This is a genomic window from Bradyrhizobium iriomotense (assembly GCF_030160715.1).
GTDB classification, from domain to species: domain Bacteria; phylum Pseudomonadota; class Alphaproteobacteria; order Rhizobiales; family Xanthobacteraceae; genus Bradyrhizobium; species Bradyrhizobium iriomotense.
In genome coordinates this window covers 1-23791 of the sequence record NZ_BSOW01000025.1, presented here as the reverse complement: position 1 = coordinate 23791, position 23791 = coordinate 1, and the positions used below count along the sequence as shown (strand labels likewise).

The window sequence follows — 23791 nt, the reverse complement described above, 5'->3', positions numbered from 1 at the left end:
GGGAGGGAACGGAGAGAGTCTTCCCTAAACCGTCTCGCCCGAGCATCGCCATCACGAGCTCAGCCCTCCTGCCAGCGTCGGGACTTCGAGCGGCTTGAAGCCGTAGTGGGACAGCCAGCGGACGTCGCTGTCGAAGAGCTGGCGCAGATCGGCGATGCCGTATTTCAGCATGGCGATGCGGTCGATGCCCATGCCCCAGGCAAAGCCTTGGTACTCGTCGGGATCGATGCCGCAGGCGCGCAGCACGTTCGGATGCACCATGCCGCAGCCGAGAATCTCCAGCCAATCCTCGCCCTCGCCGAAGCGGATCTCGCCCTTGTCGCGGCGGCACTGGATGTCGACCTCGAGCGACGGCTCCGTGAACGGGAAGAACGACGGGCGGAAGCGCATGTTGATGTGGTCGACCTCGAAGAACGCCTTGCAGAACTCGTGCAGGATCCATTTGAGGTGGCCGAGATGCGAGCTCTTGTCGATCACGAGGCCTTCGACCTGGTGGAACTGCGGCGTGTGGGTCGCATCCGAATCGATGCGGTAGGTGCGGCCCGGGCAGATCACGCGGATCGGCGGCTTCTGGCTCAGCATGGTGCGCACCTGCACCGGCGAGGTGTGGGTGCGAAGCAGCATGCGCGAGCCGTCCTCCTTCGGATGGAAGAAGAAGGTGTCGTGCATCTCGCGCGCGGGATGGCCGACCGGGAAGTTCAGCTTCGTGAAATTGTAGTCGTCGGTCTCGACATCGGGACCTTCGGCGACCGAAAAGCCCATGTCGGCGAAGATCGTCGTCAGCTCGTCCCAGACCTGGCTGAGCGGATGGATGCGGCCGGCTTCAGCCGCAGCGTCGCGCAGCGGCAGGGTGACGTCGATGGTCTCGGCGGCGAGCCTTGCATCGAGCGCTGCCGACTTCAGGACGTCGCGCCGCGCGGCGAGTGCCTGCGTGACCTTGTCCTTGGCCTGGTTGATCGCCGCGCCTTGCGTCTTGCGCTCGTCGGGCGACATTTTTCCGAGCGTGGCAAGCAGCGCGGAGATCGAGCCCTTCTTGCCGAGCGCAGCGACGCGGACGGCTTCGAGCGCGGCCTCATCATTGGCGGCCGCGACATCGGCGATGATCTGGGATTCGAGGTTGGCAAGATCGGTCATGGCAATCCCTTTTGGCCAGGATGCTTAGCCGATGCTCCTAGCCCGTCACACCCGGGCTTTCGCCGGGCGTCCACGTCTGAGAAGTGTTTGCGCGAGAGATGACGGCCGGGGCACGTAACGCGCGACAACGCGCCTAGGCCCGGGCCATCACGACTTGAAAGCTGCGCAGAGCACAGTGGAGGACGGCTTACGCCGCCAGCGCGGCCTTGGCCTTCTCGGCGATCGCCTGGAACGCGGCGGGCTCGCGGATCGCGAGATCCGACAGCACCTTGCGGTCCACGGTGATGCCCGACTTGGCAAGGCCGTCGATAAATCGGCTGTAGGTCAGGCCGAACGGGCGCACGGCGGCATTGAGGCGCTGGATCCAGAGGGCGCGGAAGGTGCGCTTGCGACGCTTGCGGTCGCGGAAGGCGTATTGCGCGGCCTTCTCGACGGCCGGCTTGGCGGCGCGGATCGTGTTCTTGCGGCGGCCGTAGAAACCCTTGGCGGCCTTGTAGACTTTCTTGTGCTTGGCGTGGGCGGTCACACCGCGTTTGACGCGAGACATGACAAAAATCCTTCAGAGGTGACTTTGGTTTTCGGAAGCGCCGCGCGAACGCGGCTCGGCTGAATTGATCGTCGACGCGATCAGGCGTTCGGCAAGAAGTACTTCTTGACGTTGTCGCCGTCGGTCTTGAACAGCACGCGGGTGCCGCGGAGCTGACGGATCTGCTTCTTCGTCCGCTTGATCATGCCGTGACGCTTGCCGCGCTGGGCGTGCATCACTTTGCCGGTGGCAGTCACCTTGAAGCGCTTTTTAGCGCCCGACTTGGTCTTCAACTTGGGCATTTGGCTCTCCTAATGGCCATAAAAGAATACCGCCCGCGAAGGCGGCTGGCCGTCAAAAATGCTCGTTAGAGCGTTGATTGTGCTCAGGTTTTTGTGACTTGCCAGGCAAATCAGCGCGAAACCCGCACGGGCACCGCCACGGCAGCCCTTAAATCAGCCGGGCGATGAAGGCTGGGCTTATGGCAGAGCCAGAGCCAAATGGCAACGATGAACCGCGGAAACGGGCCGTCCGACTATTTGAGGTTGGCACTCTCATCGTCACGCCTTGCCGCCTGGAGCGGAACCAAAATGTCCCATTTCCCCCGATCCTTTTTGTCTCGTGTCGTTCGCCGTCCCAGCGCCGTCGCGCTTCTCGTCGTGCTCGGCGCGGCCGCCCTGCCGTCCGCCGCCGATGCCAGGGCCGGCGGCTATGACGGAGTCTGGAACGTCACCTTCGCCACCACGCGTGGCAATTGCAGTTCCGGCTACAGAGTCCCCTTCACGGTGACCGGCAGCCGCGTGACCTCCGCCGGTGGCGGCCGTGTCTCCGGCACCGTCAACCGTGCCGGTTCCGTCGCGGTTCAGGTCTCGGTCGGCGCCTCCCATGCCAGCGGCGGTGGCCGGCTTGCAGGCAGCGGCGGCGCCGGCTCCTGGAACGGGATCATCTCCGGCGACCGCTGCAGCGGCACCTGGCAGGCGACGCGGACTTAGGTGCCAAGCGCTCGATGCGCTCCCTCCCCCGCCTGCGGGGGAGGGTCGGGGAGAGGGTGTCTCCGCAATGAAGAACTCCCCAAGAGGCGAGAGCCCTCACCCGCGTCGTTCAGACGCGCAAGTGCGCTGCCGAGCGCCGCGACCTCTCCCGCAAGCGGGAGGGGTGCATCGAGTCCGCCGGCTCGCATGATCGATTCAACAAAACGGTCCGCCAGATGGCTGACGGGCCGTTGACCTCATAAGAGCTAGTTCGGCTCAGCGCGGCGCCAGCACCATGACGACCTGGCGGCCCTCGAACCTGGCGTCCTGCTCGACCTTGGCGAGCTCGGCGACGTCGCTCTTGATCTTGTCCAAGAGCTTGGTGCCGATCTCCTGGTGCGCCATTTCGCGGCCGCGATAGCGCAGCGTGATCTTGACCTTGTCGCCCTCTTCGAAGAACCGCTGCATCGCGCGCATCTTCACGTCATAGTCGTGATCGTCGATCATCGGCCGCAGCTTGATCTCCTTGATCTCGACGGTCTTCTGGCGCTTGCGGGCTTCAGCGGCTTTTTTCTGGGCGGAATACTTGTACTTCCCGTAGTCCATAATCTTGCAGACGGGAGGGCTGGTATTGGGCGAAATCTCGACCAGATCCATGCCGGCTTCCTGGGCCATCTTGATGGCCATCATCGTCTCGACCGTGCCTTTGTTGTCACCGGTCTGATCGATCAGCTGGATCTGCGCATTGCGAATATCATCATTGATGCGCGGCCCGTCTTTGGCAGCAGGGGCCGGGGCTCTATTGGGACGACGAATGTTGGTTCTCCAAAGTTGTGAACGAAGCGGGTAGTCTGAAGGAAGATGCGTCTGCGGGCAAGCAAGTCGCGCCGGCCGCACGCGAAAAACCCTCAAATGCGAGGTATTTTGGTCACGCCCAACCGCACGCCGCTCGACATAGACACGTTGTCCCGGTTCCGCAAGCGTCCCTAAGGGCCAATGCCGATCCCAGCGTATTGCAGGGGGCCGGACAGTTCAAACCGCACAGCAAGAGTAAACGTTCCATGACCAATTCGACTGCCAACCAGGCTCCCACCTTCATTGATGTGGGCGAAGGCGCATCGCCGCGGAGGATCGCGGTCCGCGCCCGGGCCGGCAAGGGGCCTGGGCTGTTCTGGCTCGGCGGTTTCAAGTCGGACATGCAGGGCGCCAAGGCGGTGGCGCTGGACGATTGGGCGATGGCGCATGGCCGCGCCTCGGTCCGGTTCGACTATTCCGGCCACGGCGAATCCGGCGGCGATTTCGCCGACGGCACCATCGGGCGCTGGCTCGAGGAGAGCGTTGCGGTGTTCGAGCAGTTTTGCGCGGGCCCGCAAGTTCTGATCGGTTCCTCGATGGGCGGCTGGATGGCGCTGCTGCTCGCGCGCGAGATCAGGAAGCGCCAAGAGAAACCACGGGCCAAAGCATCGCTGGCGGGGCTGGTGCTGATCGCGCCGGCGCCCGACTTCACCGAGGAACTGATGTGGAAGAATTTCCCCGCCGATGTGAAGAAGGAGATCGAGACCACGGGCCTCTGGCTCAGGCCGTCCGAATATGGCGACGGCTCGCCCTATCCGATCACGCGGAACCTGATCGAGGAAGGCCGCAACCATCTTCTGCTCGGCAGCGCCATCGATGTCGGCTGTCCCGTGCGCATCCTGCAAGGCGCCAAGGACCCGGACGTGCCGTGGCAGCACGCCTTCGCGCTGACGCACCGCTTGCCGGCCGATGACGTCGTGCTGACGCTGATCCAGGACGGCGATCATCGCCTGTCGCGTCCGCAGGACATTTCGCGCATCCTTGCCGCGGTCGCGGAGATCGGGTGAAGTGTTTCCAAGCATTCGATGTCATCGTCCGCGAAAGCGGACGATCCAGTATTCCAGAGACGGTCGTGCTTGAACTGAGAGGCCGCGGCGTACTGGGTGCCCCGCCTTTGCGGGGCATGACGGTGGAGACAAGACGCGCCCTTACCGCTTCGACGGATTTGCCATCGGCTTGCGCTGTGCGAGCGCCGCGACCGTCGACGTGCCGATCGCTCCCTGCTCGTCATAGAGCCAGCATTCGCCGATCGCGACGCCGTCGGCGGAGTGATGGTTCACCACCTCGAAGCCGATCCATTCGGTGACCGGCAGGCGATGCAGGTACACGGTGACGTCGCTGTTGATGAAGGCGAGCCCGTGATCGCCGGCATTGGCGAAGGGGCTGGCGAAATCCGCAGCCACCGCGACGCGCGTGAACGGCGTCATCGGCACGCCAGCCACCAGCTCGCGCACCTCACTCATCCAGAGCCGGCGCGGACCGAGCGAGCCCATATGGCCGACAATGGGACGCGTCGTCCATTTGCCGTGCATGCCGAGGCGCGGATCGGTCGGCTTTGGAATGTCGGAAGGTTTTGGTGCGTCCCAGTTCGGCGGCGACCAGATGTTGCCGTCCGGATTCTGCGTCCGGCGCAGGAACTGGCACGAGGCGCGCGCCATGCTGACGCCGCCGGAGACAAATTCCGCCTCGACCAGGCGGATGCGCAGGCCGTCGCGGACGAGCCGCGTGGTGATCTCGATTGGTTTGTCGATGGTCGGCAGGCGAAACATGTCGACCGTGAGCCGCGCCGGCACGAAGTCGGGGCCTGAATGGCGTTCCTCGATGCCGAAGCCGAGCAGGCCAACGATGACGCGCCCGTGCAGCGACTTCGGATCCCAGGGACCGTTGGCAACTTCCGTCGGATGGAATGTATCGCCGGTGCGCGTGAAGAAAGGCATGTCTGTCATGACGCGCGACCTTGAAGGATCGCGTGGGGAAATCAAGTCGGTCGCCTCAGGCATGCTCCCGCCTCAACAACGGCTGTCATCGCCCGGCTTGACCGGGCGATCCAGTACGCCGAGACGTTTGTGATCGAAGCGATGGGCCGCGGCGTACTGGATGCCCCGCTTTCGCGGGGCATGACAGCGAGATTTAGGAGGCGGCTCGCCATTCCTCACGCACGCTGTCGTCGTGCTCGCCGACAATCGCGCTCGCATGCATCGCTGCAAACGCCTCGCGCGACACCAGTTGCCCCAACGCCCACACCGCCGCGCCACGCACCAGCGGGCTCGCATCGACGAGCAGGCGCTGTGCCTCCTCCGCCAGGGCCGCATCGCCGGAGTTGCCGATCGCGATCAGCACGTTGCGCAGGAAACGATCGCGGCCGATGCGCTTCACCGGTGACTTCGTGAACAGCTCACGAAACGCTGCATCGTCGAGCCGCGCGAGCTCGGACAAATCAGGCGCACGCAGCGCCTCGCGTGCGGCGAGCTTTGCCTCGCGGCCCTCTTGCGCGAACTTGTTCCAGGGGCAGGCGGCGAGGCAGTCGTCGCAGCCATAGATGCGGTTGCCGATCGCCTTGCGGAATTCGTGCGGGATCGGCCCCTTGTTCTCGATGGTGAGGTACGAGATGCAACGCCGCGCATCGAGCTTGTAGGGCGCGGGGAATGCCGCGGTCGGGCAGATGTCGAGGCACGCGCGGCACGAGCCGCAATGATCGATCTCGCTATCATCGCGCGGCAGTTCTAGCGTGGTGTAGATCGCGCCGAGGAACAGCCAGGAGCCGAACTCGCGCGAGACGAGGTTGGTGTGCTTGCCCTGCCAGCCCAAGCGTGCGGCCTGCGCCAACGGCTTCTCCATCACGGCCGCGGTGTCGACGAACACCTTCACTTCGCACGATGCGGTCGCAACCAGCCAGCGCGCCAGGGTCTTCAGGCGCTTCTTGATCAGGTCGTGATAGTCGTCGCCTTGCGCATAGACCGAGATCGCCGCACGCGTGCGCTCTTGCAGGATTGCCAGCGGATCCCGATCGGGGCCGTAGTTGACGGCCAGCATGATCACGGAGCGCACGTCGCTCCAAAGACCGCGCGGATCGACGCGGCGCTCCGGCTGCGCGGCGAGCCAATCCATGTCGCCGTGACCGCCCGAAGCGATGAATTCGAGGAAGTGTTTTCCGGCGCCTTCGATCGCGCCCGGCTCGGTGATGCCGATGCAGTCGAAGCCGAGGGCCTGCGCTTCGCGCGCCAGTGCCGCCTTCAGGCCGGAGAGATCGGCTTCGGTCAGAAATCCAGGTCCACGTAGGTCCGCGACGCCGGCACGCCGGCCAGCCATTCGCTCAGCAGCGGGCGGAACGACGGGCGGGATTTCACCCGCGCGTACCACGCCTTTGCGGCCTCGTCCTCGCTCCATGGCACGTCGCCCAGATAGTCGATCGCCGAAAGATGCGCCGCGGCGGCGAGATCCGCGTAAGTGAGCCGGTCGCCGGCGAGGAAATTTCGCGTCTGCGCCAGCCAGCCGATATAGGCCAGATGATAGCGCACATTGGCCTTGGCGGCGCGCATCACATCCGCCGAGGGCGGCCCGCCGCCATTCTCCTCGCTCATGAAACGCTTGTAGATGCGTTCGGTCACCAGCGGATGAGAGACTTCCTCGAAGAATTTCTCGTTGAACCACGCCATCAGCCGCCGCACCTCGATGCGCTCGGCAATTGTTTCCGGCATCAGCCGCTTGACGCCCATCGCGGCGCCATGGGCCTCGTCGATATATTCGGCGATGACGGTGGCGCCCGGAACGGATGGCTGGTCCTCGGTCGCCAGCACCGGGGTGGTGCCCGCCGGATTGAGCGTCAGAAAGGCTTCGCGCCGTTCCCAGGCGCGCTCTTCCACCAGCTTCAAGTCGAGCCCGTACTCGCCGACGATCAGGCGAATGAAGCGCGAATGCGGGCAGAACGGATGATGAAACAGCGTGAACATGCAGCCTTTGACTATGTCGGGGGTGCTTAAGAATCCATCAATGTTTGTTCGGCGCCACACTAGTCCTTCAAAACCGCGAGGCAACCCCGTGATTTCCGCATTTAGCGATTGCGGCAGAGGGACGAATAGGCGAGAAGAGCCCCGCTTTTCCAGCCGAAATGGACCGTAAATATGTCAGATACGATACGGGCAGTGATCCTCGGCATCATCGAGGGCGTGACCGAGTTCCTCCCCGTTTCCTCCACCGGACATCTGCTGCTTGCCGAGCGCTTCTTTGGTCTCGGCGAAGGCGCGTTCTGGGACTCCTTCACGGTCCTGATTCAGCTCGGCGCGATCCTCGCGATCGTCGGGCTCTACTTCAAGAAGCTCTGGGATGTCGCGATCGGCATGTTCTCGGGCGATGCCTATGCGCGCCGCTTCGTGATCGGCGTGCTGGTCGCGTTCCTCCCCGCGGTGATCGTCGGCCTCGTCGCCGGCAAATACATCAAGAGCATGCTGTTCAATCCCTGGGTGGTGTGCTTCACGCTGATCGTCGGCGGCGCCATCCTGCTCTGGGTCGATCGGCTCGACCTCAAGCCGCGCGAGCATGATGCGACGCGGTTTCCGCTTCTGACCTATCTGTTGATCGGCATCGCGCAATGCCTTGCGATGATTCCCGGCGTGTCGCGCTCGGGCGCCAGCATCGTTGCCGCGATGCTGCTCGGGGCGGACAAGCGCGCGGCGGCGGAGTTCTCGTTCTTCCTCGCCATCCCCACCATGATCGGCGCCTTCGCGTATGACTTCTACAAGAACCGCTCCGAGATGACGATGGATCACATGGGCATCGTCGCGATCGGCTTCGTGGTGTCGTTCGTCACCGCGATCATCGTGGTGAAGACCTTCCTCGAATACGTCACGCGCCACGGCTTCACGCTGTTCGCCTGGTGGCGCGTCATCGTCGGCTCGCTCGGCCTGATCGCGCTGGCGCTCGGACGGTAATTCCGTCCGCAAAATCGCCGCTCGAACAATAGGCTCTTCATCAACGTAATGTAAGTGTTTGGGCGGTAGGCAGTTTCCTGAAAGCAGGGGCGCGGAGCCCTCGCCAAGGAGCTGAACATGGCGCTGATCAGCGGCTGGGGACGTTTCCCGGTCGTCGATACCGACCTCCTGACGCCGCGATCGTTCGGTGCGGTCGGCGATGCCATCGCCGCGACCTCCGGCGGCGTCGCGCGCGGCAACGGCCGCGCCTATGGCGATGCCGGCATTGGCGTCAGCCAGACCATTGGCATGACCGCGTTCGACCGGGTCAGGTCGTTCGATCCGGCGACCGGGCGTCTTCGCCTCGAGGCCGGCGTGCTGCTGTCGGACCTGATCGACACGTTTGGCCCGCGCGGCTTTCTGCCTTACGTCGTGCCGGGGACGCGCTTCGTCTCGGTCGGCGGCGCCATCGCCGCCGACGTGCACGGCAAGAACCATCATTGCGAGGGCGGCTTCGGCCGCTATGTCGACAGTATTCTACTGCGTACCGGTGCGGGCGAGACCATCGAAGTCTCGCGCGAGGAGAATCCGGATGTCTTTCTCGCCACCATCGGCGGCATGGGCCTGACCGGTGTGATCCTGGAGGCGACGCTCAGGCTCCGTCCGGTCGAGACCGGCTGGATTCGCGAGCGGGTGATCTCGGCGTCCGATCTGCAAGCGGCGATGCGCGCGCTCGATGCCGGCGATTCCGCGACCTATTCGGTGGCGTGGATCGATTGCGTGGCGACGGGCAACGACCTCGGCCGCTCGCTGATCTATCTCGGCGAGCATGCCCGCGCGAACGAGATTCCGCGCGGTGCGGAAGCATTCCCCCGCGGGCACGATCCGAAGCTCAGCGTGCCCATCGATCTGCCGTCGATGACGTTGAACCGCTACTCGGTCCGCGCCTTCAACGAGCTCTATTACCGCATGGGTGCGCGCCGCGCCGGCGGCAGTCATCTGGTCTCGATCTTTCCCTACTTCTTTCCGCTCGACGGCGTCGGTGCCTGGAATCGCATCTACGGCCGGCGCGGCTTCCTCCAGCATCAATGCGTGATCCCGCAGGACGGTGCGCTCTCCGTGCTCGGTGACATCCTCGATCGCGTCTCCAAGCGCGGCGATGCCTCGTTCCTCGCCGTGCTCAAGAAGCTCGGCCAGGGCGACGGCCTGATGTCGTTTCCGATGCCCGGCTACACGCTGGCGCTGGATTTCCCGGCGACCGGAAACATCATGAATTTCCTCGACGAGATCGACCGTCTCGTCGTCGCCGCCGGCGGCCGCCTTTATCTTGCGAAGGACGCGCGTCAGTCGCGCAGCACCTTCGAGGCCGGCTATCCGGCCCTGCAACGCTTCAAGGAGATCCGGGCCTCGCTCGATCCCCTCAAAAAAATCCGCTCAAAACTTTCGCAGCGTCTGTTTGATGAGGTGCAGCCGTGAATACTCGCAAGATCGTGTTGGTGTTAGGGGGCAGCTCCGATATCGGACGCGCCACCGCGCGCAGCTTTGCCAAGGCCGGCTGGGATGTCCAGCTCGCAGGCCGCGAGACGGCCGCACTCGAGCCTGATGCCGCCGATTTGCACGCGCGCTACAACATCAATGCCAGCACGCATCGCTTCGACGTGCTCGACACCACGTCGTTCAACGGCTTCGTCGCCGGCCTGCCGGCGCTGCCCGATGTCGTCATCTCGATCGTCGGCCTTCTGGGAGCGCAGGAGACCGCACAGAGCGACCTCGATCATGCGACGACGATCATGCGCTCCAACTACGAAGGCCCTGCGCTGATCCTCGGCCTGTTCGCCGAAAAATTTTTGGCGCGCGGCAATGGTTCGATCGTCGGTGTGTCCTCGGTCGCGGGCGACCGCGGCCGCGCCTCGAACTATGTCTATGGCTCTGCGAAGGCCGGGTTCTCCGCATTCCTGTCGGGCCTGCGCGCCCGCGCCAGCCGCGGTGGCGTCCACGTCGTCACCGTCAAGCCGGGCTTCGTCCGCACCAAGATGACCGAGGGCATGAAGCTGATCGGCCCGTTGACCGTGGAGGCGCCCGTCGTTGGCGACGCCATCTTTGGCGCCGTCGAGCGTCGGACCGACGTCGTCTATGTCAGCGGCAAGTGGCGCCTCGTGATGCTGATCATCAAGACGCTGCCCGAAGCCGTGTTCAAGAAGCTGAAGTTTTGAAGGAGCTAGCGCAACGGCGACGGTGCGCTCCCTCGCCCCGCTTGCGGGGAGAGGGTTGGGGTGAGGGGGGCTCTCCACGGGGGTGGTAACAGCTGGACTCGCGGAGACTCCCCCTCACCCAGATCGCATCTGTCGATGCGATCCGACCTCTCCCCGCAAGCGGGGCGAGGTAAGCGAAGCCGCTCCTCGATTTGCAGAGCGCCCCTACGCGTCCTTGCGCTGGAACTGCCCGGCGGGGCGGAAGCGCCAGAGATATTGCGGGGTGATGCCTTCGAGCGAATCCGGCGCGATGCCGAGGCCTTCCAGCGTCAGCCCGGCCGCCTTCGCGGCATCCGACACGACGTTGTGCTTCTCGAGCAGGGTCACCTGGTCCGGCGTCAGCTTGAACGCACCCGGCGCGAATTGCAGGAAGTTGGCCTGGAAGCGCGCCAGGCCGAACGGCAGCGGCGCCAGGAGCGGCTTGCGATTGGTGATCGCGAGGATCGTCTCGATGATCTCGCGCATGGTCAGGACTTCCGGTCCGCCGAGCTCGTAGGTCGCGCCCGCCTTGGCCTTGCCATCGACCGCGTCCGCGATCGCGTTCGCGACGTCGCCGACATAGACCGGCTGCATCTTCGTCTCGCCGCCGATCAGCGGCAGCACCGGCGACATCCGCGCCAGCGCGGCAAAGCGGTTGGTGAACTGGTCCTCAGGGCCAAACACCACCGAGGGACGGAAAATCGTGGCCGAGGGCACCGCGGCCAGCACCGCCTTCTCGCCGGCTGCCTTGGCGCGGGCATAGAGGGAGGCCGACTGCTCGTCGGCGCCGATGGCGGAGACATGCACCATCCGGGAGCCGGCTGCGGCGGCCGCCTTGGCAACGGTCTCGGCGCCCCTGGCCTGGACGGCGTCAAAGGTCTGCGCGCCGCTCTCGGCCAGAATGCCGACCAGGTTGATCACGATCTGCGAATCACGCAGCGCCGCCTCGACCGAGGCCGGATAGCGCAAATTGGCCTGCACGGTGTGGACCTGCCCGACCTTGCCCGAGGGCTGGAGGAAGCCGGCAAGCTCGGGCCGCCGCACCGCGACCCGGACCCGGTAGTCGCGCTTGCAGAGCGCGCGGACGACGTTTCTGCCCAAAAACCCCGATCCGCCGAAAACCGTGACGAGAGTGTCGAGATTCGATGCCATGGGGGTCCGTTCCTGGAAGGCTGCGCCTGAGGCAGGCTTGTATCGGGCCGTTTTGCGATGCGCAATCGGCTCGCCACGTTCGATTTGACAAGCGCGTCATCGATCCGTAGTAACCGCCCCCGTGCCTAACCGGCATGCCCAGGTGGCGGAATTGGTAGACGCGCTGGCTTCAGGTGCCAGTGGCTTCACGGCCGTGAAGGTTCGAGTCCTTTCCTGGGCACCATTTTTCTCGGTAGCTCCCTATGTGACGGCCGAATCGAGGCCCTGGCGCTGCCGTGGGTCCGAATGGGTCTGCCCGTCGCCGAACCGCTCAGCCGGTTCCTGATCCCCGAAATCCCCGCCCCACCTTCTCCGGTCCGATTAAGCCGTCCTTAGCGTTTGGAAATTACGGTTTCGCCGTCCATTTCCCTGCTCCCCGGCCGCGGGCCGGCCATGCCAATCATTTGAGAGCGCGTATTCGAATGGAGCAGCCCCAATGGCAGCACGAACTCGCTGGAGCGGAGCCGTTACCGTCTCTGCCGGCATCGCCGCGCGCGCTCGTCATTGACCTCGAAGGCGCGCTGCTGCGCTCGAATCTGCTGCTGGAGGCGCTGTTCAGCAGGCCCGGCCGTATGCTGGCCCGCTTCGGCGCGGGCGGACGCGCGGGCATGGCGCCGCTCACGGACATTCTGGCGCGCGCCAAGATCGACTACGCCCACCTCCCCTATGATGCCGACGTGCTCAATCGCGCGCTGGCGGCGCGGGCGCGGGGCGAGCGGATCTATCTCGTCGCCGGCCGCTTCGAAGCTCACGCCGCGGCGATCGCGGCGCATCTCGGCTTCGATGGCGTGGTGAGGCCGGCCGATCTCGCCGCAGGCGATGTGGCTGTGCTGCCGTTCGACCCGCGATCCGCCGATCACATCGCCGACCAGCGGGCCGGCCGTCAGGTCCGCTGGCGAATTTGGCTGCGGGCGCTGCGCGTCTATCAATACGCCAAGAATACGCTCGTCTTCGTGCCCCTGGTCACGGCGCATCAGATGAGCCTGCCGGCGCTGGGCGCGGCGCTCCTGGCGTTCCTGGCGTTCTCGGCCTGCGCGTCCGGCGCCTATCTGATGAACGACCTGCTCGACCTCGCGGCCGACCGGCAGCATCCGACCAAGCGGCATCGTCCGCTCGCGGCCGGCGACCTGCCGATCGCATCGGCGCTGGTTGCGATACCGCTGCTGTGGCTCTGCGCCCTTGCCGCCAGCCTGTGCATCTCCGGCATCTTCGTCGCCGTCCTCACCGGTTATCTCGTCACCACGATCGCCTACTCGCTGTTCCTGAAGAAGAAGATGCTGCTCGACGTTGTCACGCTTGCCGGCCTCTATACGCTGCGCATCGTCGCCGGCGCCGTCAGTGTCGGCGTGGTGCTGTCCGAATGGCTCTTGATGTTCTCGCTGTTCGTGTTCACCTCGCTGGCGCTGATCAAGCGCTTCAGCGAGCTGACGCTGCGGCAGGGCGCGGGTCTTTCCGATCCCGCCAACCGCGACTACCGGATCGGCGATCTCCAGGTCATCGCGGCGATGGCGGCGGCGAGCGGGATGAACGCGGTGATCGTGTTCTCGCTCTACGTCTCGTCCTCGGCGGTGATGACGCTCTATAGCCGGCCCTGGATGCTGTGGCTGCTCAATCCGCTCTTGCTCTACTGGTTCGGCCGCGCGTTGATGATGGCGCACCGCCGCGAGATGCCGGACGACCCGATCCTCTACACCTTCAAGGACAACGCCAGCCGCATCACCGTGATGGCGATGATCTGCATCATGCTGGTAGCGATCTGATGACCGAGACAAGCCTGACCATGCCTGTCGACCGGCGGGAGGGCGCCACGAGCCTTCCGGCCCCCTTCGTCGACACGCTGACGATTGCGGTGGCCGGCTCGCTATTGTCGATCCTTACAAGCGGATATGTCTTCGGCGTGGAAAACAACATCTTCCACCTGCCGATCGTTGCCGGCCTCTACAACGAGCCGCAATACCAGGACGATGCATTCATCCAGTCGATGCGCTACTTCGCATCCGGCATATGGATCGTGCTCGCCGACACCCAGAAATATTTCGGCCACACCGAGCAGATCTTCTTCGCCCTGAATTTTCTGTCGAGGCTGCTCTCTGTCCTCGGTTTCCTGTGCTGCGCGTCGCTGCTCGGCATCACCGACCGGCGCGACAGGATCGTGTTTACGCTACTGATCTGCTCGATGCCGCTGCTTTTCGGCTATATCCCTGCCGGCACCGGTGGCCTGTTCATCAACTGCTTCACGCATTCGGAGATCGCCAACGGGACGATCCTCTTGGGCGTCTATTTCGCAGCCCGGGCGCGCTTCACGGCGGCGACCGTCGCGTTGGGCGTCACCTTCTTCGTCAACGCGTTCATGGCGATCTGGCTCGCGCCGTTGCTGGCGCTGATCGCCATTGGCCTTCTGATCAAGAAGGAAACGAGCCTCGGTACGGTCTGCTTGCGGACTGCGATCGGCGTCGTGATCATCGCGCCGATCATGTTCCCGGTGCTCCATGCGATCCTGTCCAATCCCGAGCTCGGCAAGTCGCTTGGCGTCGACTATGCCGCCTATCTCCACGAATATTTCGCCGGACATTCGCTGATCGATTCGATCTCGATGTCCGGCATCCTCCAGATGGTCGCGGTCACCACCCTTGGTGCGGTCGCGCTGTACTGGTTCGGGCCGACGGCCCGGGAGCTGCAAATCGCCTATCTCGGGGCGATCGCTCTCTATCTGATCGGCGTCGTCGTGCCGTCCATCAGCACGTCGCCTTTCATCCTCAACATTCAGCTGCTTCGCTCGAGCACAATCATTTATCTTTTGGCGGGGCTCGCGATTGCCGCGCTGGCGACGTGCTGGTTGCGCCGCGACAGTTCCGGCCTGTTCCTGCCCGGTTGCGCGATCGTGCTGTCGCTTTACCTCGGTGATGCTGCGTTTCTGATCGCCATCTCGATCATCCTGGCATCCACGCGTTTCGAGGCGGCCACGAGCGCGGCGCCACCCAATCGCCGCAAGCTCGGTTACGCGATGCTTGCGTTGGCCGGAGGCGTGATGTTTCCGGTGTGCGCCTGGCAATATTTCATCTTCAATCGATCCAATTCCGAGGCAACGCAGGAATGGGCCGACGTGGCCAACTGGGCGCGCATGTCGACGCCAGCAAGCGCGACCTTCATCGTGCCGCTGACACCCAACCGCGAGGCCAAGCCGTCGCCTTCCATCAGGGATATTGCTTTGTCACGGGCGGGCAATTTCGAGTTCATCTCGCATCGCCGGGTCTGGGTCGACTACAAGCGCGGAGCGGCCGCGATGTGGACGCCGTCCTACTATGTGGTCTGGCATCAGAGGATGACCGAAACGGCGGCAGCGAACGATCACGCGTCACGGCTCGCCTACGCCGCGGGCAAGGGCATCGGCTATGTCGTGGAGATCTGCGATACCTTGCCGCCTCAGGACGCAGGCGATGTGTCCTTCCGCACCGCGCATCTCTGCGTGTCCCCAGTCAAGCGCCAGGCTGCAGGGCTCTGAAGGCGCCGGGCGCTCCACATGGCCAACGACAGCGCGCAGCGGCCGAATGTGACGGCGACGTCGGTCGGGAAAGCTGAGCTTGCCCTGTCGTATCCCGCTGGCGGTCTCGGCGAATTGCCGAACGCCTGGCTGATGCTTTTCGCTGCGCTCCTCGCACTCCCAGTCCTTGCAAGCTTCGTCGTCGACGGCAATTCAGGTGGTCAACTCGGCTGGGACCTTCGCGTGAACTGCGCGGCGGTCGACGCCTATGTCGGGGGGCTTGACCCTTACGTCATCGACAATTTGAAGAACACGACGTTCGCATACCCCTATCTGCCGGTGACACTGGATATCTTCCGTCCGTTGTGCTCCGCGGGGCTGATCGTCGATCATCACAGGGCCGTCTATCTCGTCCTCGCCATTCTCTGTGGACTGCTGTTGCCCGGTCTTGGCGCGCCCCGTGCGGGCCTGCGCGATACGTTTCTCAGGGTGCTGTGTGCGCTAGGGGCGTTCGTCGGTTTCGAATGGACGCTGGCTTCCGGGAATTTTTCGATTCTCACCGGCCTGCTGACGGCGGTTGCGCTGGCGCTCCTGCTCGGTCGCAGTCCCCTCGAGGACGACGAGACGAGCTTCATGCTGCGCGTGCTTGGCGCCGCCGTGCTCGGCCTCGTGACATCATTCAAGCTGGTCTTCTGTCCCGTCCTGGCTTCACTCTACTTCCTGCCGCAGCCGCGCTTTCGCAAGCTGATCCTGATCGCGGTCGCGCTTGGCATGTTCATCTTGCCGATCCTGATGTCGATGGTGTTTTACGCCGACCTCTTCGCAAGCTGGCTCCGCGCAATCTCCGGTCAAATTCCCGGGCAGCTTGGCGTCGCTCAGGACAGGATGAACCCCTCGCTCTTCATTCTCGTTCAGGGCTTGGCAAAGCATTGGGGGCTGGCGGGCAGCCAAGCGATCGTCTTCGCTCTCTACGGACTTGCGGCGGTCACGCTCGTGCTAACGCCGTTCGCCTTGTCCGTATCGCGCGCCATCGCCGATCGGGCCTCGCCCGAGACCGGATGGCTTGCGACCAGGTTGGATCGATGGCTGATCGATCATCCCGGCGAGGCGGCGCGCATCACGGTTCTCGCAATGTATGCGCTCTATCTCTGTTCGCCGCGGCTCAAGGAATATGCCTTCTTCGAACTGGCGATCTATGCAGCGGTTCTGATCGTCGATCTTCCGGCCATGGCGATCGTGGCCGTCCTGACCGTCGCAATCCTCATTCCGACCTCGGTATCGATCTCCGGCGGCGCGATCGAAGGCGGCTTCCTTCAGCTCGTCGCAGCGCTGCTGTGCTTCTGGATCTTCCTGGCGGATTTTCGCAAGTGCTATCGTCCCTAGAGCATGATCCGGAAAAGTGTGATGCGGTTTTCCGAAAAGATCATGATCAAACAACAACCTAAAGCGCGATGATGATCTCATCGCGCTTTAAGGTCGGCTTGCGCGGATATCTGCCAGCGGATACACCGCCAGCCGGCCCTCGCCAGTTCCAGTTCCGGGCATTAGCCTCGTGCAAGGGCATCGATTCGACTGAGGTTTGAAACGCCATGACCGTACGCCTGCATCGCGGCGATCTGCCGGACCTGTCTCGCTACACCGGATCGGTCGCGATCGACACCGAGACCATGGGCCTGAACCCGCATCGCGACCGGCTGTGCGTCGTGCAGCTCTCGCCGGGTGACGGCAGCGCCGACGTGGTGCAGATCCCCAAGGGGCACACCGACGCGCCGAACCTGAAGGCGCTGCTCGCCAATCCCTCCGTCACGAAAATCTTCCATTTCGCGCGGTTCGACATCGCCGTGCTGTATGAGGCCTTCGGCGTGATGGCCGGGCCGATCTACTGCACCAAGATCGCCTCGCGCCTGACCCGCACCTACACCGACCGCCACGGCCTCAAGGACCTCGTCCGCGAGGTGCTCAATGTCGACCTCTCCAAGCAGCAGCAATCGAGCGACTGGGGCGCGGACAGCCTGAGCGAGCCGCAGCTCGCCTACGCCGCCTCTGACGTGCTGCACCTGCATGCGCTGCGCGAGCGGCTGGATGCCATGCTGGTACGGGAGGGCCGCACCGCGCTGGCCCAGGCCTGCTTCGACTTCCTGCCCACCCGGGCGAAGCTCGATTTGCAGGGCTGGGAGGCCGAGGACATTTTTGCGCATTCCTAGGGTATGGTGCTTGGGAACTCTCGGTTCACCTCTCCCCGCCGGAGAGAGGTGGGCATCAAGGCGCCCCGGCCGCCCCGTTTCGGACACAGTCGTAACGGCCTGTCGCGGGCTGCATATTCCGGCGGCGCCGGATACAATCGGGTGTCGGCGGATGCCCCGGAGCAGCAGTGAGTTCGGTCCAGAACCCAGCCTATGATGCAGGCTCTCGTGCCTTGGAGGCGCGCTTTGCGGCCGCGGCGCGCCACAGCCGGCTGGTCCACATTCTGCGCGTCGCCGTGCCGGTGACGGTCGTCGTGGCGATGGGCGTGATCATCTTCGTCTCGGCCTTCAACAAGTTCCGGACCACAAAGGAAGTGGCTTTCGATCCCGGGAACCTGGTGGTCTCCGGCACCAAGATCACCATGGAAACGCCGCACCTGTCGGGCTACACGCCCGACCAGCGGCCCTATGAGCTCTGGGCCAACACGGCGACCCAGGACATCAGAGATCCCGACCATGTCGATCTGCACAAGCTCAAGGCCAAGCTCCTGATGCAGGATCAATCGACCGTCTTCCTGGAAGCCCTCAACGGGAACTTCGACAACAAGCAGCAGCAGCTCGATCTGCGCAAGAATATCGTCCTGACCACCTCGACCGGCTATGAAGCCCATCTCAGCCAGGCCTTCGTCGACATGGCCAACAACACGGTCACCTCGGACGAGCATGTCGACGTCAAGCTGACCAACGGGACCCTGACCTCGGACCGCCTGAAGATCATGGAGGGCGGCGAGGTGATCCGGTTCGAAGGCAACGTCGTGATGCACCTGGACAAGCTGGCCGACGAGCCGGCGGCCGCGCCGCAAGCGCCTGCCGAGCCCGCGCCGCCGCCGCCGAAAACGCGCTCGCTCCAAAACAAGTCCGCCACTTCAAGATGAGCTTCATGACCCAGCACCTTCCGCGCAACGGCTTGAGACGAAGCGTTGCCTTCAGCGCCGGCGTGCTCGCGCTCGGTGTGACGCTGGTCGCAGCAGCGCATGCGCAAAGCACCATTCAGGGCCAGCCCAACGCCTTGCAGGGTTTTTCGCAGAACCGCGATCAGCCGATTCAGATCGAGGCCGCCTCGCTCGAGATGCGCGACAAGAAGAAGGAGGCGACCTTCGCCGGCGACGCAAAGACCAACGTGAAGGTCGTGCAGGGCGACACCACCATGACGTCGAAGACGCTGGTCGTGTTCTACGAATCGGGCGGCGACAAGCCCGCGACGCCGCAGCCCACCTCGGCCAAGGGCGCGAAGTCGGCGCCGATGCAGTCGGCGACGCCGGGGCCCGGCGGCAGCTCCTCGATCAAGCGGCTCGAGGCCCGCGGCAATGTCGTGGTCACCCAGAAGGACCAGGTGGTGACCGGCGAGACCGCGATCTTCGACACCAAGACCAATCTCATCACCATGTTCGGCGGCTCGGGCCAGGTGGTCATGACGCAATGCAAGAACGTGATGCGCGGCGACCGGCTGACGGTGGACATGACTACCGGCGTATCCCGTGTGGAATCCGACAGCAGCAAGGTGCAGGTCCTGCTGCCGCAGGGCGCCGGCAATGATTGCGGCTCCTCCAAGCCAGGCACCGCCCCGCCGCTGGCGCTGCCCGGCGCAAGCAAACAGAAATAAGTTCAACATCTTACATCAAGCGCTGTCGGAGCGAGGTTGAAGCCTGCCCGACAAGACTGTATCTACCCGGGCGGGCTTGGCAGCGGGATCCACTGATAACGGATCGAGGGTGTTTCTCTGGGCAAGACACATCCTTTCACTCATGCTGTGCCGGCGAATCGCGCCGGGGCGGCAGGTCGCGGGATCACCGTGATCGCGGGACTACCGTGAAAGGCTTGAGACAGCGGGGATGGTCGATTTATTCAGCATGTTCCGTCGGCGCCCCGCCAAACGCGGCCGGCCAGGATTTGCGCGCGTCCGCGATGACATCACCGCGCTCGGTGACAGCGTCGGCAGCCTCCTGACCAGCCCGGTACGCGACGCCCCGCCGATCGCGCGCGAGCAGCCGGTTCCGGTGCAGGAGCGGCCACGCCCGCAGCCCGCCAGACCCGCCCAGACCTCCACCAACACCAACGGCTCAGGCGGTCCGCAGCTGCTGCGGCGACCGGGCTTCCTGGCTGTGCATAGCGTGGAAAAGAGCTTTGGCAGCCGCCAGGTGGTGCGCGGGGTCAGCATCTATGTGCGCCGCGGCGAGGCCGTCGGCCTGCTCGGTCCGAATGGTGCCGGAAAGACCACCGTGTTCTACATGATCACCGGGCTGATCAAGGCCGATCGCGGCGCGATCGAGCTCGACGGCCATGACGTGACGAAGCTGCCGATGTATCAGCGCGCGCGGCTCGGCATCGGCTATCTGCCTCAGGAGGCCTCGATCTTCCGCGGCCTCACCGTCGAGCAGAACATCCGCGCCGTGCTCGAAGTGGTGGAACCGTCGCGCAAGAAGCGCGAGCAGCAGCTGGACTCGCTGCTCGACGAGTTCAACATCACGCGTTTGCGAAAATCACCGTCGATCGCGCTGTCCGGCGGCGAGCGCCGCCGCGTCGAGATCGCGCGCGCGCTGGCGACGCGCCCGAACTACATGCTGCTCGACGAACCCTTCGCCGGCATCGATCCGATCGCGGTCGGCGACATCCAGGACCTCGTCCGCCACCTCACCAATCGCGGCATCGGCGTGCTGATCACTGACCACAATGTGCGCGAGACGCTCGGTCTCACCGATCGTGCCTATATCGTCTATGCCGGTGAAATCTTGACCGAGGGCAGCCCGGATGAGATCGTCAACGACCCGGACGTCCGCCGTCTTTACCTTGGCGAGGAGTTCCGCCTCTAGCCCGTTTTTTGCATTCGTCAAGACGTGTACATCGGGCTCAGACTAGGATAAGCAAAAATCGGACCAAATTTTTGGGAACGGTTCTTGCTTCATGGCGCTGACGCAGAGATTAGAGTTCAGACAGTCGCAGTCGCTGGTGATGACGCCGCAGCTGATGCAGGCGATCAAGCTGCTGCAATTGTCCAATCTCGATCTCACGACCTTCGTGGAGGAGGAACTCGAGCGCAATCCGCTGCTCGAGCGGGCCAATGACGAGCAGCCCGCGGGCGATGCCCCGGCTGAGGCCGGCCATTACAACGATAGCGACGATTCCGGCAGCAGCCATGGCGACGAGCCGGGCGGCGGTTCAGGCGAAGCCTTCGAGCCCGGCCAGGAAGAATGGATGAGCAAGGATCTCGGCACCCGCGCCGAGATCGAGCAGACGCTGGATACTGGGCTCGACAACGTCTTTTCGGAGGAACCGGCGGAGGCCGCCGCGCGCAATGCGCAGGATGCGGCGCCGACCACCTATACGGAATGGGGCGGCGGAGCTTCCGGTGACGAGGACTACAATCTCGAAGCTTTTGTCGCGGCGGAAACCACGCTTGCCGACCATCTCGCCGAGCAGCTGTCGGTCGCGTTCAGCGCGCCGGCGCAGCGCATGATCGGGCAATATCTCATCGACCTCGTCGATGAGGCCGGTTATCTGCCGCCGGATCTTGGCCAGGCCGCAGAGCGGCTTGGTGCATCGCAACAGGATGTCGCGGATGTTCTGGCGGTGCTGCAAAAATTCGATCCGCCCGGCGTCTGCGCCCGCAACCTGAGCGAATGCCTGGCGATCCAGCTTCGCGAGCTCGATCGCTACGACCCGGCGATGCAGGCGCTGGTCGAGAATCTCGATCTCCTGGCCAAGCGCGACATCGGGGCCTTGCGCAAGGTTTGCGGCGTCGACGACGAGGACATCGCCGACATGATCGGCGAGATCCGCCGCCTCGACCCCAAGCCCGGCATGAAGTTCGGCTCCGCGCGCCTCCAGACCATGGTGCCGGACGTCTATGTCCGCCCAGGTCCCGACGGCGGCTGGCATGTCGAGCTCAACAGCGACACGTTGCCGCGCGTGCTCGTGAACCAGACCTACTACACCGAGCTGTCGAAGAAGATCGGCAAGGACGGCGACAAGTCCTATTTCACCGATGCCCTGCAGAACGCAACCTGGCTCGTGCGCGCGCTCGATCAGCGCGCCCGCACCATCCTGAAGGTCGCAACCGAGATCGTGCGCCAGCAGGACGGCTTCTTCACCCACGGTGTCGCGCACTTGAGGCCGCTCAATCTGAAGGCGGTCGCCGACGCCATCCAGATGCACGAATCCACGGTGTCGCGCGTCACCGCCAACAAATACATGGCGACAAATCGCGGCACCTTTGAATTGAAGTATTTCTTCACCGCGTCGATCGCGTCGGCCGACGGCGGCGAGGCGCATTCCGCCGAAGCCGTCCGCCACCACATCAAGCAGCTGATCGATTCGGAGGAGCCGTCCGCAATCCTGTCCGACGACACGATCGTGGAACGGTTGCGTGCGTCCGGCATTGATATCGCCCGACGCACGGTTGCGAAGTACCGCGAAGCCATGCGCATTCCCTCTTCGGTACAACGCCGTCGCGACAAGCAGAGCGCTCTTGGTAACGTCCTCTCCACCGCACTGTCCGACCGCTCCCGCAACACCGAGCCGGCCTGATTGCGCGCGCCTCAAATCGCGCTACTCTCAATCTCCCTTGGGATCGATCCCGGCTAGGCTCCAACCAGGCGAGGCATCACATGACTCTCCGGATTTCGGGCAAAAGCATCAGCGTCGGCGAGGCCCTCCGCGGCCGCGTCGCCGAGCGCACGGACGAGGTTTTGCGCAAATATTTTGACGGCAATTATTCCGGCCACATTACGCTGAGCAAGGACGGCTTCGGCTTCCGCACCGATTGCGCGCTGCACCTCGATTCAGGGATCACGCTGGAAGCCGATTCGAACGCGCCCGATGCCTATGCCAGCGCCGACCAGGCGCTGCTGATGATCGAGAAGCGGCTCAAGCGCTACAAGAGCCGGCTGAAGGATCGCTCCGCCCGCAAGGCCGCTGCGGCCTCCGCCGCGCTGGCCGCGCTGGACGCCACGGCTTACGTCCTGGAGGCGCCCGGCGAGGGCGAGGACGAGGTCACCGGCTACAGCCCCGTGATCATCGCAGAATCGACCACCTCGCTCAGACAGCTTTCCGTCAGCGAGGCCGTCATGGAACTCGACCTCAGCGGCGCCCACTGCCTGGTCTTTCAGCATGGCTCGAGCGGCCGGGTGAACATCATTTACCGCCGGCCGGACGGCAATGTCGGCTGGATCGATCCGCCGGGGTCCAAACCCGGGGGCTAGCCCGCCTGCGCGCCCGTGCGGGCCTTCCCCGTAAGACCCCTGCCTTTAAGGATGACAGTGGTAAAAGCCGCTTGCGGGAGTTGGCACCGGGATTGCGTTGGAGTAGAAGCGCCCCACATCAGGACCGGGGCTAAGTCCGCCTCCTGCTTCACGTTATTGACGCCGGCCAAATCTGGTCTTCCAAGTTGGCCAATTCGGAACCTGACGGTCTAATTCACCTCGGAAAGCTCCATGCCGATTACCGATCTGGTCGCACCCGAGGCGATTCTCCCGGCATTGAAAGTCAACAGCAAGAAGCAGGCCTTGCAGGAACTCGCTGCCAAGGCTGCCGAGCTCACGGGGCAGAACGAGCGTTCGGTCTTCGAGGTGCTGTTGCAGCGGGAAAAGCTCGGCACCACCGCGGTCGGCTATGGCGTTGCGATTCCCCACGGCAAGTTGCCCAAGCTGGAAAAGATTTTCGGCCTGTTCGCGCGGCTCGATCGCCCGATCGATTTCGAGGCGATGGACGGCCAGCCGGTCGACCTCGTCTTCCTGCTGCTCGCACCGGAAGGCGCGGGCGCCGATCATCTGAAGGCGCTGGCGCGCATCGCGCGCCTGTTGCGCGACCAGGACATCGCCAAGAAGCTGCGCGCCTCTCGCGATGCGCAGGCGATCTATTCGGTGCTGGCGCTGCCGCCCGCGACTGCGGCGTAATCGTCTGCAATTCGCTCTCGTGCCCCGGACGCAGCGCAGCGCTCCTTCAGCGGTGCGCTGCAGAGCCGGGGCCCATACGGCCGACGGCAATCCGTGTTGCACTGGGTCCCGGCTCTGCGCCGCAACGCATAGCGCGTTGCAGCTTGTCCGGGACACGTGAGTTGCGCTCTTCGTAGCTGCACTCGCAACGACGATGCGGAAATCAAATCATCCCTCAAAATGAAAACGGGCACGCCCTCGCGTGAGGGCATGCCCGCTTGAATCTCTAGAGCATGTTGTTTTTTCCCGGAATCGGGATTCCCAGAGGAGACAATTTCTGATTCAAACTCCATGCTGGGGAACGGGGGCCAGCATGGATGAC

General features: G+C 64.2%; 23 protein-coding genes and 1 tRNA gene. 16 read left to right on the top strand and 8 right to left on the bottom strand.

Features of this window, described 5'->3' with window-relative positions; translation table 11 throughout:
* Positions 1–51: 51 nt before the first annotated feature.
* The 3 genes from pheS to rpmI form a co-directional block, all read right to left on the bottom strand.
* Complete coding sequence (gene pheS, locus QQL28_RS30495) at positions 52–1134, bottom strand: phenylalanine--tRNA ligase subunit alpha (protein ID WP_284271521.1); 1083 nt, start codon at positions 1132–1134, stop codon at positions 52–54.
* A 187-nt stretch (positions 1135–1321) separates the two neighbouring features.
* The gene (rplT, locus tag QQL28_RS30490) at positions 1322–1681 is read right to left on the bottom strand and encodes a 50S ribosomal protein L20 (RefSeq protein ID WP_027528250.1); all 360 of its coding nucleotides are present in this window, start codon (positions 1679–1681) and stop codon (positions 1322–1324) included.
* A gap of 80 nt (positions 1682–1761) precedes the next feature.
* Complete coding sequence (gene rpmI / locus QQL28_RS30485; RefSeq protein ID WP_008539890.1) at positions 1762–1962, bottom strand: 50S ribosomal protein L35; 201 nt, start codon at positions 1960–1962, stop codon at positions 1762–1764.
* A gap of 288 nt (positions 1963–2250) precedes the next feature.
* Between rpmI and QQL28_RS30480 the strand changes: the two genes are divergently transcribed.
* On the top strand, positions 2251–2652 hold the full coding sequence (locus tag QQL28_RS30480; protein ID WP_284271518.1) for a hypothetical protein: 402 nt from the start codon (positions 2251–2253) through the stop codon (positions 2650–2652).
* A 255-nt stretch (positions 2653–2907) separates the two neighbouring features.
* Here the strand turns inward: QQL28_RS30480 and infC are convergent, their stop codons facing one another.
* The gene (gene infC / locus QQL28_RS30475) at positions 2908–3447 is read right to left on the bottom strand and encodes a translation initiation factor IF-3 (RefSeq protein WP_027528252.1); all 540 of its coding nucleotides are present in this window, start codon (positions 3445–3447) and stop codon (positions 2908–2910) included.
* A 245-nt stretch (positions 3448–3692) separates the two neighbouring features.
* On the opposite strand from infC, the gene QQL28_RS30470 reads away from it, so the two are divergent.
* Positions 3693–4493 carry an alpha/beta hydrolase gene (locus QQL28_RS30470; RefSeq protein WP_284271516.1) on the top strand — a complete coding sequence of 267 codons (801 nt, stop codon included), beginning with the start codon at positions 3693–3695 and terminating at the stop codon, positions 4491–4493.
* A gap of 141 nt (positions 4494–4634) precedes the next feature.
* Here QQL28_RS30470 and QQL28_RS30465 read toward each other — a convergent pair whose 3' ends face one another.
* From QQL28_RS30465 to QQL28_RS30455, 3 genes are all read right to left on the bottom strand, one after another.
* Complete coding sequence (locus tag QQL28_RS30465) at positions 4635–5432, bottom strand: acyl-CoA thioesterase domain-containing protein (protein ID WP_284271514.1); 798 nt, start codon at positions 5430–5432, stop codon at positions 4635–4637.
* Between the two features lie 184 nt (positions 5433–5616).
* On the bottom strand, positions 5617–6795 hold the full coding sequence (queG, locus tag QQL28_RS30460) for a tRNA epoxyqueuosine(34) reductase QueG (protein ID WP_284271512.1): 1179 nt from the start codon (positions 6793–6795) through the stop codon (positions 5617–5619).
* The gene (locus tag QQL28_RS30455; protein WP_284271511.1) at positions 6744–7436 is read right to left on the bottom strand and encodes a glutathione S-transferase family protein; all 693 of its coding nucleotides are present in this window, start codon (positions 7434–7436) and stop codon (positions 6744–6746) included. Before QQL28_RS30455 ends, queG begins: the two co-directional genes overlap by 52 nt.
* Before the next feature lie 171 nt (positions 7437–7607).
* Between QQL28_RS30455 and QQL28_RS30450 the strand changes: the two genes are divergently transcribed.
* The 3 genes from QQL28_RS30450 (at position 7608) to QQL28_RS30440 (ending at position 10606) form a co-directional block, all read left to right on the top strand.
* Positions 7608–8414 (top strand): undecaprenyl-diphosphate phosphatase, encoded by an 807-nt coding sequence (locus tag QQL28_RS30450; RefSeq protein WP_284271509.1) that lies wholly within the window; start codon positions 7608–7610, stop codon positions 8412–8414.
* A gap of 117 nt (positions 8415–8531) precedes the next feature.
* Complete coding sequence (locus tag QQL28_RS30445) at positions 8532–9869, top strand: FAD-binding oxidoreductase (protein ID WP_284271507.1); 1338 nt, start codon at positions 8532–8534, stop codon at positions 9867–9869.
* Positions 9866–10606 carry an SDR family oxidoreductase gene (locus QQL28_RS30440; protein ID WP_284271505.1) on the top strand — a complete coding sequence of 247 codons (741 nt, stop codon included), beginning with the start codon at positions 9866–9868 and terminating at the stop codon, positions 10604–10606. Before QQL28_RS30445 ends, QQL28_RS30440 begins: the two co-directional genes overlap by 4 nt.
* Positions 10607–10810: 204 nt before the next feature.
* Here QQL28_RS30440 and QQL28_RS30435 read toward each other — a convergent pair whose 3' ends face one another.
* Complete coding sequence (locus QQL28_RS30435; RefSeq protein ID WP_284271503.1) at positions 10811–11776, bottom strand: complex I NDUFA9 subunit family protein; 966 nt, start codon at positions 11774–11776, stop codon at positions 10811–10813.
* 136 nt (positions 11777–11912) lie between these two features.
* On the opposite strand from QQL28_RS30435, the gene QQL28_RS30430 reads away from it, so the two are divergent.
* The 11 genes from QQL28_RS30430 (at position 11913) to ptsN (ending at position 23430) form a co-directional block, all read left to right on the top strand.
* Positions 11913–11999: transfer RNA gene (locus QQL28_RS30430), tRNA-Leu, on the top strand.
* A gap of 238 nt (positions 12000–12237) precedes the next feature.
* Positions 12238–13575, top strand: coding sequence for a UbiA family prenyltransferase (locus QQL28_RS30425; RefSeq protein ID WP_284271502.1), 1338 nt, complete (start codon positions 12238–12240; stop codon positions 13573–13575).
* Positions 13575–15317, top strand: a complete 1743-nt coding sequence (locus tag QQL28_RS30420) for a DUF6798 domain-containing protein (protein WP_284271501.1) — start codon at positions 13575–13577, stop codon at positions 15315–15317. Before QQL28_RS30425 ends, QQL28_RS30420 begins: the two co-directional genes overlap by 1 nt.
* Positions 15318–15335: 18 nt before the next feature.
* On the top strand, positions 15336–16679 hold the full coding sequence (locus tag QQL28_RS30415; RefSeq protein ID WP_284271499.1) for a hypothetical protein: 1344 nt from the start codon (positions 15336–15338) through the stop codon (positions 16677–16679).
* A 206-nt stretch (positions 16680–16885) separates the two neighbouring features.
* Positions 16886–17500 (top strand): ribonuclease D, encoded by a 615-nt coding sequence (locus QQL28_RS30410; protein WP_284271496.1) that lies wholly within the window; start codon positions 16886–16888, stop codon positions 17498–17500.
* A 167-nt stretch (positions 17501–17667) separates the two neighbouring features.
* Entirely contained in the window at positions 17668–18414 is a 747-nt protein-coding gene (gene lptC, locus QQL28_RS30405; protein WP_284271494.1) for an LPS export ABC transporter periplasmic protein LptC, read from the top strand.
* A gap of 5 nt (positions 18415–18419) precedes the next feature.
* A complete protein-coding gene (locus QQL28_RS30400; RefSeq protein ID WP_284271491.1) occupies positions 18420–19142 on the top strand; it encodes an LptA/OstA family protein in 723 nt (240 codons plus the stop codon).
* 229 nt (positions 19143–19371) lie between these two features.
* Positions 19372–20349 carry an LPS export ABC transporter ATP-binding protein gene (gene lptB / locus QQL28_RS30395; RefSeq protein WP_284271489.1) on the top strand — a complete coding sequence of 326 codons (978 nt, stop codon included), beginning with the start codon at positions 19372–19374 and terminating at the stop codon, positions 20347–20349.
* A 91-nt stretch (positions 20350–20440) separates the two neighbouring features.
* Positions 20441–22063, top strand: a complete 1623-nt coding sequence (gene rpoN, locus QQL28_RS30390; protein WP_284271487.1) for an RNA polymerase factor sigma-54 — start codon at positions 20441–20443, stop codon at positions 22061–22063.
* Positions 22064–22143: 80 nt separating this feature from the next.
* The gene (gene hpf, locus QQL28_RS30385) at positions 22144–22737 is read left to right on the top strand and encodes a ribosome hibernation-promoting factor, HPF/YfiA family (RefSeq protein WP_284271485.1); all 594 of its coding nucleotides are present in this window, start codon (positions 22144–22146) and stop codon (positions 22735–22737) included.
* Positions 22738–22968: 231 nt separating this feature from the next.
* The gene (gene ptsN, locus QQL28_RS30380; RefSeq protein ID WP_008141251.1) at positions 22969–23430 is read left to right on the top strand and encodes a PTS IIA-like nitrogen regulatory protein PtsN; all 462 of its coding nucleotides are present in this window, start codon (positions 22969–22971) and stop codon (positions 23428–23430) included.
* Positions 23431–23791 lie beyond the last annotated feature (361 nt).